Genomic DNA, 11,113 nt, shown 5'->3' with positions numbered 1-11,113 from the left:
CAATCAAATCCCCAGGTTGAGAGATCGTTGTTTCTGCTGTTTCCGTTGATGCTGCTGTTCCCTTTGGCAAGTTTCATGAACTGTTTGACGAATGTAAGCTTGAATCTTCTCTGAACTCTTGTCTTTCCCAACCATCTCTTGCACGAACGGACTGTAAGCTAACATTCGAGCGATCGCCTGCGGAGATTGCCCATCTTCAAAGGCTCGTCTTGCCACTACTTGATTGAGCTTCACCGTATTGCTGGCTTGAACACCCAGGCTATACCGTTGCCACCGTCGCTGATCTTCGTTGACATTTATTTTTTCTGTGGCTGAATGCCAAGTTTGTTCAAAATCTGTTCCTGCCCTTGTTCGAGGCGTTGGAGTCGAATCTCGTTGCTGTTGACCAGTTGATGAACTCGGTTCTGGCTGGCTGGGGGTAGAAGCTGTAGCAGAATCCAAACAATCGCTGCTACTAGCACTCCGGAGAAAGTCAGCGTCCCCAAAATCCCGCGATACGTCACGACTTCCCCGCTCAGAAATAACTTCAGAGGAAAAGCTGTTTTGTTGGGAATTGCCTGCTGAATTTGCTCGGTCTGCTGTGTCAGTGCTGCTAATCGCTGCCCCGTCTTGTCTTCGAGGTTGGTTAGCCGCTCCTGCAATCGGAGAAACGATTGGTTGAAGTCGTGGAACGATCGATGAATCACTCCCTGATTCTGTCCCACTGCAATCGTCTCGTTTTTGAGTAATGCTAGTTCCTGACTCATGCGGGTTAGCTGCTCTAACTGATTGCTGTCGATTTGAGCCTGATGAGAGAGATGCTGATTGAATTGGGTTAAGTGAGTGTTCGTTTGTTGCTGATTCTGACTCTGCTGATTTAGATGCTGTTGGCAGTTGACCAGTTCTTGATGAAGCTGTTGCAGGTAACTCAGGTATTGCTTGGTTTCGATCAATTCCGTTTCTAGACTGTGCGATCGGACTTCCAAGGCTTTCAGCGATTCGCTCAAACTCTGTAACAACGGCTGCATCAAGTCTTGGCTCTGGTGCGTCTGAGTTTGCTGCTTGGCAAGTTCTCTCAAATTCTGCGGTGTAGTCATAATGAAATCCTTTGTACTTCTGAAGTCCTGGAAAGGTGTAGGCTCTACCAAGTTTGCTGCCACTGAAGGCAACATCATTTAAGCAATAGCTGATTCCTGTGATGCGTTGATTTTCGATGCGAAGTCGAACTTCAACGCCTTGAGCCTTTAACTGATGAATGAATTGCGCGATCGACAAACTTTTCTCAGCCGCTTGATCAATTTGAACTTGCAGCCGAACTCGTACCGGAAGCTCTCCGGTTCGCTCAAATCGCCGCATTTCTCCAGTTGTCGGAGCCGCTTCAAGTTTCTCCCAACTGGGCTGAACGCTTTCAAGCTGATATTGTTGCTCTAGCGATCGAATCAGTGCTTCGGCTCGACGCTTTTCCCAAGAATCGCTTACTGTTCTGCCATCCGTCATCCGAATGCGACAAACTGCAAGATGAACATGGTCATGGTCTTGATCATGATGGCGATACACCACATATTGACAGTTCTCGTAGCCCATTCCCGAAACATAATCTGCCGCGATCGCTAACCATTGATCGTTGTCTAACCGCTCATGCTTAGGTAAAGACAGCGAGACGTGGCAAACCGCTTTCTTCAAGCGACGATTTAATGTTCTCGCCACTCGAAATTCTGCGGCTAATTCGCGTGGAGTTTCACCCGCCATATTGCCGCCAATCCATTGTGCTTCTTCCTTACCATGTAGGTAATTCAAAAGTCCGCGAAAACTTTTGCCTTGAACAATTTTGCCTATCACAACTCAACATCACCTTCAATTTCTAGGTTGATCGTTGCAGCAATCACTTCGAGCCGAAGCTGTCGAATGATAGCAACGATCGCTTCAATTTCGTTGCGGTTCACATTGCAGTCTCGCTCACCAGAAACAGCAACACGACAAGCTTTGGCAATTTGATTTAGATTTTGACCAATTTTCTGCAATTCCAAGTAGGTCAATCGATTGAGTTCGGGAACTGGGAGCCGTTGCCGCCGTTGTGAAACGTGCTGCCCTAATCCCGTCATCAATAGATATTCACTGAGGCTAAGTGAGCCTGCTCGCTCTCCAAGGTCTTGCCGTTCTGTTGGAGTCATGTACACCGGAACTGCCAGCGTTCTCAATTCTCCCGTTGACGATTTTCGCTGTCTCGGCATCGATCGCGTTCCCCTTATTTGCGTTGATAAAGTCTTCGTTTCTGATATCAAAAACACTGCTTGCTCTTCACCTCGGATGACCCAAAATCGAAGTTTTGTTGAGTTCATCCAGTTCAATAGTTATGACTTCCAATCTTACTCAGTTCTTTAGCTCTATTTTTACGATTGTTACCTATCTTTGAACTCCATCTGCCTACTTTTTGCCTTAATTTACCTACTAAATACCTTCTTAGTCTTGAAAATAGATTCGATTCGCGGTAGGGTAGTTCAAAGATAGCGATCGCTCCACTCTACGCAGCGTTTGTTACCTTCAATCGACCTTCTAACTGTCACCACGCAACTCAAAACTATCGGTGACTACCTACGATTCGGTCTAGATATCTAAGAACAAAGAAAGCTAAATCAGCCATCTACCGCAGCAGATTTAACCCAAGGAAAATACAATGACTGACTCACAGCCAGATATCATTTTGACGATCGATACCGGAACCTCGCAAAGCAAAGTGTTTTGGAAGCGTTGGTCACAAGGCAACACTGAGCTTTTATTAATGGGACCAGAGTTTCTAGAAATTGCTTCCGATGATTTGATTGACACCGGACTTTCAGGCGGTAGACCGGAAAATGATGCCTTCATCGAGCTATTCAACGGCAAGATTTACGCTCTCGGTATGAAAGCACAGCAAATGCGCGGCAAAGTGCCGACCGGATTGAGTAAGTACGAATTTGCTGCTTACAAAGCTCTCGCAATCATCGGCGCGATCGCAGAAACGGCAAATTTACCAGAGCAATTTACGATCGCGCTTTCGGCTCTCCTGCCGTATAAGGAATATCAAGACCGCAAAGCCTTTCATGATCTTCTCAGTCACAATCTCGCTGGCTTTAATTTTCGAGGTCGGCGCTACTTTGTTTCGCCGCTGGTGCTAGAAGTGAAGCCCGAAGGAGCCGGACTCGCTCAAAGTCGTCGTAACGATGCGCCTCAGTCGTTTAATCACAAAAATATTCTTGTCACGATGATCGGTCAGCGGGATGCGTCACTACTGCCGTTCAAACAAGGTACACCTCAAAGTGGGCATGGCATTCGATTAGGATTTGAGCAGTTAATTGATGCGATCGTAGCTCGTGCCTCTCTGAATCTCGATGCAAAAGATGCTGGACGATTGACCGAATACATTTTTCAAGCGCAACAGAACCCAAAACTACTCGATCGCATTGCTCGGATGGTCGTAACTGAGGCAGAAATCGAGCGCAAAGTCGAACAGCTTCAGGACGCGATCGCGCAATCTCGAAATCGATACCTGCGCGATCTATTAGATTGGATGAAATCAACTCTGGGTCAAGACCTCTATGAGTTCGATGAAGCGATCGTTTCTGGAGGCACAGCACTGTATTTTAAGGATGAGCTAGAAGACTTTTTCGCACAATACGATTTGGAAGTGTCGTGGGCGATGAATCTACAAGATCAAATTCATCGATCGCTAACAACTCCGATCGATCCGGTTCTCGCTTGCCGGGTTTCGGATGCGTTTGGGGTATTCAAGCTGTTGGGAGGCAAAGTCAGTAGACTGACAGAAGGAATGACGGTTGCACGATGAGGATTGCTGAATGTCCACCAAAAAGTTTGATTACCGAGTCAGAATTCAAGTTGCGGCAGAAAGTCCCGATGGGATTCTGCTGGATTGCATTAAAAACGAGCGCCATCAATCGTACTCGCACAAGGAGATGCTGTTGTGGGCACTGCGAGGGTATTGGATGCCGATCGCGTATCAGCTTCGTCGCGAACAAGGGGAACTATCGCTCTCTGATGCTCAGATGAAACGGATTGCTCAAGATGCAATTCACCAACTGCGGCAGCAAATTGCGTATCTTCAATCGACTTTCGGTATCGACCAAAACCCAACACCGGAGGGATCAGTAGGAGCGATGGCAGCCCATCCCTCCCAACAATTGCTGTCTCTTCTTGCTGCTAATCGCGTTGTGGAGGTGAGTAATATAGAGCAAGCAACTGCTACGGGTATTGCAGAAACCTCGATCGCGAACTCAAGTAATGCTGGGACCGAACTGACCTCCACAAATGAACCGTCCAATCAACCTGCAAAAGAGCAGTGGTACGACAGTGAAGATCTATTCGATTCCGAGCTTTAGTGCTAGATCCCTGCCTTAACAATTGCTTCAAGTTCTGATGAGCCGTCTTGTGATTAGGGGCATTGGTTGGCTCTGATTCGTCTTGTGCTTTGACACCTGCCTCAATAAAAGTAACATCCGCAAAGTTAGCTCTCCAAAAGTCCTCGAATCAATCCCACAAAAACACCTTGAACTTCAACTTCTTTGGCTACGTCGATGCTCTAATCCCGAATTACGCACCGAACCGCAAGTCGTCCAATGCTTCTTGAATGACCTGCTGAAGATTTTCCTGCTTCCACACAATTCGTTTTATCACTAAATTCGCAACGATCAGAATTTCAGTATCATGAATCGGAGTGTTTTCTGAGTCGATCGCAGTTTGCTTGATGTAATTCAGCAGTCGATTGACCTCATCAAGCTCATTGGCACTAAATTCCCGATCGTTCGCAGGAACGATCGAGCTTTGAGACGAGTTCTGATTCATTATTTCTCTGCACCTAAAACAAACTTAGCTGAACAGATTTATCTGGGTTCATTAATGCTGTCCATTGTTGACTAAAAGCTTTGAGATTTCGGCATTTATCTTTTGCCAACTTGGGAGCGACAACATAAAACTCTTCGATAGCGGGATAGCACCCCTCGATACGGCGATGAACATAAAAGCGTTTGCCGTACAACTCTTCGATTACTGCGTTTTGCTCTTGCGCCAACGCTTGTAAGTTGCTTTCCATTTCTGACTTCTGCCCCTGGGCAACGATCGCAACTTTACGATCGGCATTCACGTAGGGCTTACCATTCTTCCCGATTAATTGCTTGTAAATCCGCTGGACATGGTAAACCGCCCATTCAGTTTGATTGAGCAAGCATTCTAGTTCAGCGAATGCCTTCGGCAACAGCGAAGCTCCCGCAGATTGATTACCACTTTCAACAATGAGGTCATACGCCGTACCCGATGAAAACAAGTGCATTCGCGGATTAAAGGCAAGCGCATTCAATTCCATTAGTAGAGCAAAGCCGCCTGCTTCGGGGTCGCGATGATAACGCTCGATCGCTGCATTCTTTTGCTGAAACGGGCAGTATGCACAGGCACTTTTACGCCATAACACTCCGAACACACGGTATAGATATTCAATGCAATCGTCTCGCGTCCAGCCCCATTCGATCAGCGGATAAATGAACTGATGACCTTGACAAGTATAGCCATCCGCTTTTCCTGCACGTTTAAGTTCATCAGCGTTATATCCCAAGTACGGATCAAAGGCTTCGCTAACGTGATCAATGATCCAGGCATCGAGAACTTCGCCCTTCCACTGAGCGCAGATATGAGGTCGTCCTAGTCGTGGAAGTGTACCAGATTGTATCAAATCCCAACTAAGCTTGAAATTGCCTTCGGTGTGCAGCTCGACAGGCTCAACCGTATCACTCAAGATCACATAACCATCGAGCTTACTTGCTGTAGTTTTCGCAACCTGCACTAATCGAATGTGATGCTGTCGGAGCAGAGGAAGTAGATAAGTTTCACAAAGCCATTTTGTTTCAAACACCTCATCTCCGGTTTGTGCAGTCAGCACAATGAGGTCTTCAAAAGATGAAAAAGGGCGAGTGTCAGGCTCTAGAATCCAGCGTACTAAAATCGCTGTGCTTTCAACACCCATACCCCAATTGAGCAAATGTAATTTAGGAGTCATGATAGATAATGAAAGTAATTCCCTGAATGCTTGATTCAAAGAACTACTTTAAGAAAAGAACTAACGACGATCGAGACTACGAAGCTGATCAAACTTACACCAAACAGCACCCAACTTGGTTAAACCTTTCAACAGATAGAGCCATTCCTGATTCTGGCTTTCAGACTGCTCACTGCTAGAGTCGTATTTCATACCAACGATCGTGGCAACTTCTCCGGTTAACTTCACTTTCACAACTTGGAAAAAAGCAAACTGCGGCAATGCAGCCTGTGAATTAAGAACCGGAATCGTATAAGAATGATCCGAAGTATTACTCATGATTCAATCTCCAAAAAATTCCTCCCAAGTTGTGACTTGAGAGGATGAACAAACTTCGTCAAATGATGAACAGGCTAGAACTCCTGCATATATGGAAAGTCTTCGTCGATGTCATACTCCGATGAAGGTACTGTTTCAGCCGCTTGCGACTCAGGCGATCGCTCTACCGATTGATCCTGGATCTGACCAAAGCCTTCCCATTGCTCAAACTCACTTAGCAATTTGTCTTTCAGTTCGGTGTTATACCCTACAAAAAAGTTTTTCCAGTTCTGCACGGTCGGCTGTCCATACTGTGCGATCGAGCAAACCCAAGACTTGAGTTTTTTCCCTTTAAGTTCTGGCTGCACTTGTACCGCAAAAACCGACAGTGCAAAAAATCTTTCGCCTCGTGCTTTTTTTGCTCCAGTCGCTTGCGTGTAAGCTTGGTTCATCTCACGGCGGAAGTTACGGTAAGAATCACCGAATGAGCCACAGAAAGTTGCTTTTGTCGTGAACATCAATGGCGTTTGATGTAGCGGTTGTTTCTGCTTATTCACCAGATAAACAAGGTAGCGAGTTTTGAGCAGCATCGTATCCCGGTTATAGCATTGCGAATTGAACACGCTGATAAAATTCTCTTCTTCGCGATCGAACATCAGCAAAGGTGATTTCCGCAGAATCAAGAACCGAGCAGTTAAGCTTCGGTATCCTTCAACTATTGTTCCACTTGCAAATGAAGTCGTGTGCGATAACCACTCTCCGGCAGGGTCAGCAAAACTTACAGCTTCAGCATTCTCTTGTGTGAGGAAGAAGCCAGATTGCTCAGAGCTTTGGTGGTTGAGCATTTGCATATAAGGCAACGTCTCATGTTCGCCTTCAAACTCAGGGGCATCAAACTCATCAGCAGCTTCTTGAGCAAGCTCTTGTCCAGGTCGTTCCAGTGTCGGACTTGTCTTTAGCAATCGCCCATTGTTATCGAATGTCATTGTCAAACTCTCCAAAAAGAAAGGGTTAAGGGACTTACCTCAACCCTGATTGACTGAACCCAGATTTAGAAATCGTCGTTGTAATACGCTGGATTTGGCGTATCAACATACCCAAAGGCAAAGTGTTGACTTGGGGAGTAGTGCTTGATGCGTCCGTCCTCGTCTTTGGGCAACTGCTTCAGTTTTGTCAGATAGCCCTCTAAATACACTCCGTCTTGATACTGTGGCAACTGAGCAAAGGCAGCATCATTCGCGCCTTGAAGATAGCGATCGTAGAGCGCATCGCGAGTTTTTGCTTCGCGTTGGTCGCGCTCATCTGCCAAACAATCATCAATGAATGCCATAATTTCATGTACTCCTTGTGGGTCAAGAGAGCGCTTGTGATTGCGAGTCCGGGCGCTCTCTTGTGGTTTACAGAATTTTGAACAATTGAATTTCGTAACGGCTGGGTTATAGCCTTGAGGCATTCATCACCAGTTCTGCGGTATCAGCAGGTTCCCCGTACTTTTTGGCTTCCGGTGTCCGATTTCTTATATCTATATTGTCTATATTTATATCTATATTGTCAACAGTTTGATCAAAGAAACTGGCACAGTTCACTGGTCTTTTAACGATTTCTCTAATTACGCAGTACATTGACAATAGAGATATGGGCGTTTGCATGGACGATTCCGAGATGCCAAAGGAAGCTACAGAAAAAGCGATCGATCGCTACCGTGCCACCGAAAAAGGCAAGGCGGCACAACGTCGATCGCAAAAAAATTATGCTGAAACCGAAAAAGGTTCAGCAGCACGAAAGCGGGCATCTCAGAAGTTTGAATCCGAAAATGCAGAAACTCGACGAGAATACAAACGCAAAAAACAGGCGGAATACAGAGCCAAGCGGAAACAGCAACAGAATTTGGCATCTAGTTCTGAAACACCATCTGAGCAGCAGAAAGATACTGTTTCTGAAACCGTCGTTCCTTTTCCAGAAGGTTGCGTCGTTCAGACTCGAACTGGACAACTCGGACAAGTTGTAGCGATTCAATACAGGGTGAAGTTTGAAGATGGTTCAACCCAAACCTTTTTGGGCTGCGAATTGAGTCATCGAGATTTAGATCAAGAAATGACACACTGAATCAAATCGATTAGCCAAGCTTACAGTATGCTCAGTTGCCGCTGGTTGAATGCTAGTTAGAACAATTCAATCAGATGTTGATGAATTTGATTGCGAACGCGATCAACGCGATCGCAATACGTGAGGACCTAACTGAACCAGGCTACATCAAGATTCAGAGCATTTTATTGCTTGTTCTAATTGCTTCAGAAAAAACTTTGTATTGCCTAAAGCGCAAATCTTCACCGGATCTACACGATTTGTTTGTATCGTATGGGAAACAAATAGATGATTCAATCATGCTGCTAGACAACTGCTTCAATCATGAACCCGCATCAAACATTCATGAGATCCCTGAGATATCATTTATTATCTTAGGCGTTGAGCAAGCAAGCGTAACCACACAAGCATCGCTCCTTGGGCAAAAACTTGCGATGCCATGTCTTTCGATGAACCAATTATTAGAACAATTTGTTCTCGATCGCTCCGCCTCAAAAAGGCGTTTTCGCAAAAGATCACTACCGTTCTATGCTTCCCCTTTATTCTTGGTTAAATCTCGTCTTCAACAGGTTGATACTCATCAAGGCTGGATTTTAACAGAGTATCCAACAAACTTTGGAGAAGCAGAGTATTTCGATGGAGTTCTAGAGCATTTAGGTCGTTCTCAGCCTCATGTGATTTATCTAGATGCGCCGCAACCAGTCCTTTCAGATCAAGATATTACTTTTCCTGGGGTACAAAGTCTGCCTGAACAACAGCTTCAACAATCTAAAAGACTGTTAGCGCCCTTAATTCAGTACTATCGAGAGCAAGAGCGTCTAACCATTCTTGATGGCAATGCTGCAACTCAGGATGTGCATCAACACATCTTACAGATTGCCAATATTTTGCTTCCATCGTTTACTCCTTCAGCTTGAAAGACTGATTGGGCGATCGTAGAGTTTGCGATTTCTGCAATACAAGCAATGGGACAATAGTTACTCTGCTTATAGCATTGCGGAATACACTAAGGATTGTCCTGAGTTTTTAGGTGATAACTGTCTCTTCACAACGGCAGTTCTAGGGTGAATTCTGTACCTTGCTGAGGTGAAGACTTCACGCTCAATTTGCCCTGATGTTTTTCCATGATGATTTGTTGTGCGATCGCAAGTCCTAGACCAGTCCCTTTGCCCACTTTCTTAGTGGTAAACAAATGGTCAAAGATTCGTCTCTGAATCGATTCTGACATCCCAATTCCATTGTCTTTAAACCGAATTCGGATTCCAGCATCCCATCGATCAGTTGTGATCGTGATGCGATTAGGATTCGTTTGGAGCGCCTTAACTCCTCGCACTTGATTTGCTTCTTCCAGTGCATCGATCGCATTAGCAAGTAGGTTCATAAACACCTGATTGAGTTGTCCCGGAAAGCACATTACGGAAGGGATATCACCATATTGCTTAATGACCACGATCGCAGGGCGTTGCGGATTAGCTTGCAACCGATGCTCCAGAATTAACAACGTACTATTTAGTCCTTCATGTACATTGAAGCATTGTTTACAATCGTGATCCGTGCGCGAGGATATCCGTAGACTTCGGCTAATCGACTCAATCCGATTTGTTGCTTCGCTGATTGAATTGATTAATTTAGGAAAATCTGCGCGAATGAAATCCAAATCGATTTCTGCTAGTGCTTCGCTCAAGTCAAAATCCGGATTAGGATATTTGGTTTGGTACAAATTGATGACGTACATTAAATCCTGAACATACTGTGTAGCGGGAGTAATATTTGCACTTAAGCAACTCACAGGATTATTAATTTCATGAGCGACTCCTGCCATAAGATTGCCGAGCGCTGACATTTTCTCATGCTGAATAATCTGTAACTGAGCTTGCTGCAATTCCGAAAGGGCTTGCTGTAAGTCGATTGCTTGCTGCTGACGGCGATGCGACTCAACAATTAATGAAATCAAATGGGCAACAGATCGAATAAAATTTTGATCAGCTTGGCTCCATTCTCTTTGTACCCCAATCTGTTCACAGCAGATTACACCACCAACTTGTCGATCGAGTTGAAATCCAGAATCGAGCATGGACTGAATATTCAAGGGAATTAGATAATCATTCTTAAATTCACAGGTGTAAGGATGAGTTTGTGCATCACAAGCAACAATCAGCGGCTCGGATTCAATCGCTGCAAAATAGTGAGGATAGTCCGCAACCTGTAATTCGATGCCTTGCGAGTGTCGTTTTTGGTTCTGCTCGAACAGATCGAGACACTGAATTTTTGTCCGGTTTGAGTCGAAGCGCCAAATGCTAGTCCGCGCAACTTGCAGAACCTGCGATGTTACTTCTGTAAGTTCTTGCAAGGCACACGGAAGATCGCCTTTATTTAGGGCATCGCTTTGAGATAACTGAATCAATGCCTGAACCTGCGCTTCTAGAACCCGCTCGTTCTGCAAACAAGTTGCTTGAGCTGTCTGAAGTTCAGCAAGCGATTTTTCTAGGTGCTGAACGTAGTCCTGAACCGATTGAAACTGAGAGAATGAAGCAGTCATAAGGGGATGTACGCAATCAACCGAAGTCACCTCCCGAAAAACACCTAGCAGCAGTGAAATCACTAAAATCTAGGGTTAACTTGAGAATTTATTTCTCAAGGAGTTGAGGGTGAACTTCAGTTTTAGATTGCCCCATCTCATACCTGTTTGCGATCGAGAACATTCTTTCTCAA

12 protein-coding genes are annotated in these 11,113 nt (G+C 45.2%); 4 read left to right on the top strand and 8 right to left on the bottom strand.

Annotated features, from left to right (window positions below):
* Positions 1–3: 3 nt before the first annotated feature.
* The gene (locus tag ACQ4M5_RS31555) at positions 4–1,818 is read right to left on the bottom strand and encodes a relaxase/mobilization nuclease domain-containing protein (protein WP_430679775.1); all 1,815 of its coding nucleotides are present in this window, start codon (positions 1,816–1,818) and stop codon (positions 4–6) included.
* Positions 1,815–2,318, bottom strand: a complete 504-nt coding sequence (locus tag ACQ4M5_RS31550) for a plasmid mobilization protein (protein WP_430679774.1) — start codon at positions 2,316–2,318, stop codon at positions 1,815–1,817. Before ACQ4M5_RS31550 ends, ACQ4M5_RS31555 begins: the two co-directional genes overlap by 4 nt.
* Positions 2,319–2,653: 335 nt before the next feature.
* Here ACQ4M5_RS31550 and ACQ4M5_RS31545 point away from each other — a divergent pair, with 335 nt between their 5' ends.
* Together ACQ4M5_RS31545 and ACQ4M5_RS31540 are read left to right on the top strand one after the other, a co-directional pair.
* Positions 2,654–3,802 carry a hypothetical protein gene (locus tag ACQ4M5_RS31545; RefSeq protein WP_430679773.1) on the top strand — a complete coding sequence of 383 codons (1,149 nt, stop codon included), beginning with the start codon at positions 2,654–2,656 and terminating at the stop codon, positions 3,800–3,802.
* 10 nt (positions 3,803–3,812) lie between these two features.
* Positions 3,813–4,352, top strand: coding sequence for a hypothetical protein (locus ACQ4M5_RS31540; RefSeq protein WP_430679772.1), 540 nt, complete (start codon positions 3,813–3,815; stop codon positions 4,350–4,352).
* Between the two features lie 211 nt (positions 4,353–4,563).
* On the opposite strand, the gene ACQ4M5_RS31535 is transcribed toward ACQ4M5_RS31540, so the two are convergent.
* The 5 genes from ACQ4M5_RS31535 to ACQ4M5_RS31515 form a co-directional block, all read right to left on the bottom strand.
* Entirely contained in the window at positions 4,564–4,815 is a 252-nt protein-coding gene (locus ACQ4M5_RS31535; protein WP_430679771.1) for a hypothetical protein, read from the bottom strand.
* Between the two features lie 13 nt (positions 4,816–4,828).
* Positions 4,829–6,019 carry a hypothetical protein gene (locus ACQ4M5_RS31530; protein ID WP_430679770.1) on the bottom strand — a complete coding sequence of 397 codons (1,191 nt, stop codon included), beginning with the start codon at positions 6,017–6,019 and terminating at the stop codon, positions 4,829–4,831.
* Between the two features lie 60 nt (positions 6,020–6,079).
* Complete coding sequence (locus ACQ4M5_RS31525; RefSeq protein WP_430679769.1) at positions 6,080–6,337, bottom strand: hypothetical protein; 258 nt, start codon at positions 6,335–6,337, stop codon at positions 6,080–6,082.
* Positions 6,338–6,411: 74 nt separating this feature from the next.
* Positions 6,412–7,302, bottom strand: a complete 891-nt coding sequence (locus ACQ4M5_RS31520; RefSeq protein ID WP_430679768.1) for a DUF5895 domain-containing protein — start codon at positions 7,300–7,302, stop codon at positions 6,412–6,414.
* 65 nt (positions 7,303–7,367) lie between these two features.
* Positions 7,368–7,646, bottom strand: a complete 279-nt coding sequence (locus tag ACQ4M5_RS31515) for a hypothetical protein (protein ID WP_430679767.1) — start codon at positions 7,644–7,646, stop codon at positions 7,368–7,370.
* Positions 7,647–7,978: 332 nt separating this feature from the next.
* On the opposite strand from ACQ4M5_RS31515, the gene ACQ4M5_RS31510 reads away from it, so the two are divergent.
* The gene (locus ACQ4M5_RS31510; RefSeq protein WP_430679766.1) at positions 7,979–8,422 is read left to right on the top strand and encodes a hypothetical protein; all 444 of its coding nucleotides are present in this window, start codon (positions 7,979–7,981) and stop codon (positions 8,420–8,422) included.
* An 80-nt stretch (positions 8,423–8,502) separates the two neighbouring features.
* The gene (locus tag ACQ4M5_RS31505; protein ID WP_430679765.1) at positions 8,503–9,318 is read left to right on the top strand and encodes a nucleoside monophosphate kinase; all 816 of its coding nucleotides are present in this window, start codon (positions 8,503–8,505) and stop codon (positions 9,316–9,318) included.
* Positions 9,319–9,446: 128 nt separating this feature from the next.
* Here the strand turns inward: ACQ4M5_RS31505 and ACQ4M5_RS31500 are convergent, their stop codons facing one another.
* The gene (locus ACQ4M5_RS31500; RefSeq protein ID WP_430679764.1) at positions 9,447–10,940 is read right to left on the bottom strand and encodes a GAF domain-containing sensor histidine kinase; all 1,494 of its coding nucleotides are present in this window, start codon (positions 10,938–10,940) and stop codon (positions 9,447–9,449) included.
* Positions 10,941–11,113: the final 173 nt, after the last annotated feature.

This window comes from Leptolyngbya sp. AN10 (assembly GCF_050565645.1).
Lineage (GTDB): Bacteria > Cyanobacteriota > Cyanobacteriia > Leptolyngbyales > Leptolyngbyaceae > Leptolyngbya.
The sequence above is the reverse complement of the archived record's forward strand: the minus strand, read 5'-3'. Positions and strand labels throughout refer to the sequence as shown.

What these genes read in the sequence shown, in the direction of transcription:
- ACQ4M5_RS31500 (WP_430679764.1), bottom strand. Translation starts at nt 10,940, where the DNA reads ATGACTGCTTCATTCTCTCAGTTTCAATCGGTTCAGGACTACGTTCAG.
- ACQ4M5_RS31545 (WP_430679773.1), top strand. Translation starts at nt 2,654, where the DNA reads ATGACTGACTCACAGCCAGATATCATTTTGACGATCGATACCGGAACC.
- ACQ4M5_RS31520 (WP_430679768.1), bottom strand. Translation starts at nt 7,302, where the DNA reads ATGACATTCGATAACAATGGGCGATTGCTAAAGACAAGTCCGACACTG.
- ACQ4M5_RS31525 (WP_430679769.1), bottom strand. Translation starts at nt 6,337, where the DNA reads ATGAGTAATACTTCGGATCATTCTTATACGATTCCGGTTCTTAATTCA.
- ACQ4M5_RS31535 (WP_430679771.1), bottom strand. Translation starts at nt 4,815, where the DNA reads ATGAATCAGAACTCGTCTCAAAGCTCGATCGTTCCTGCGAACGATCGG.
- ACQ4M5_RS31540 (WP_430679772.1), top strand. Translation starts at nt 3,813, where the DNA reads ATGTCCACCAAAAAGTTTGATTACCGAGTCAGAATTCAAGTTGCGGCA.
- ACQ4M5_RS31505 (WP_430679765.1), top strand. Translation starts at nt 8,503, where the DNA reads ATGAATTTGATTGCGAACGCGATCAACGCGATCGCAATACGTGAGGAC.
- ACQ4M5_RS31515 (WP_430679767.1), bottom strand. Translation starts at nt 7,646, where the DNA reads ATGGCATTCATTGATGATTGTTTGGCAGATGAGCGCGACCAACGCGAA.
- ACQ4M5_RS31530 (WP_430679770.1), bottom strand. Translation starts at nt 6,019, where the DNA reads ATGACTCCTAAATTACATTTGCTCAATTGGGGTATGGGTGTTGAAAGC.
- ACQ4M5_RS31550 (WP_430679774.1), bottom strand. Translation starts at nt 2,318, where the DNA reads ATGAACTCAACAAAACTTCGATTTTGGGTCATCCGAGGTGAAGAGCAA.
- ACQ4M5_RS31510 (WP_430679766.1), top strand. Translation starts at nt 7,979, where the DNA reads ATGCCAAAGGAAGCTACAGAAAAAGCGATCGATCGCTACCGTGCCACC.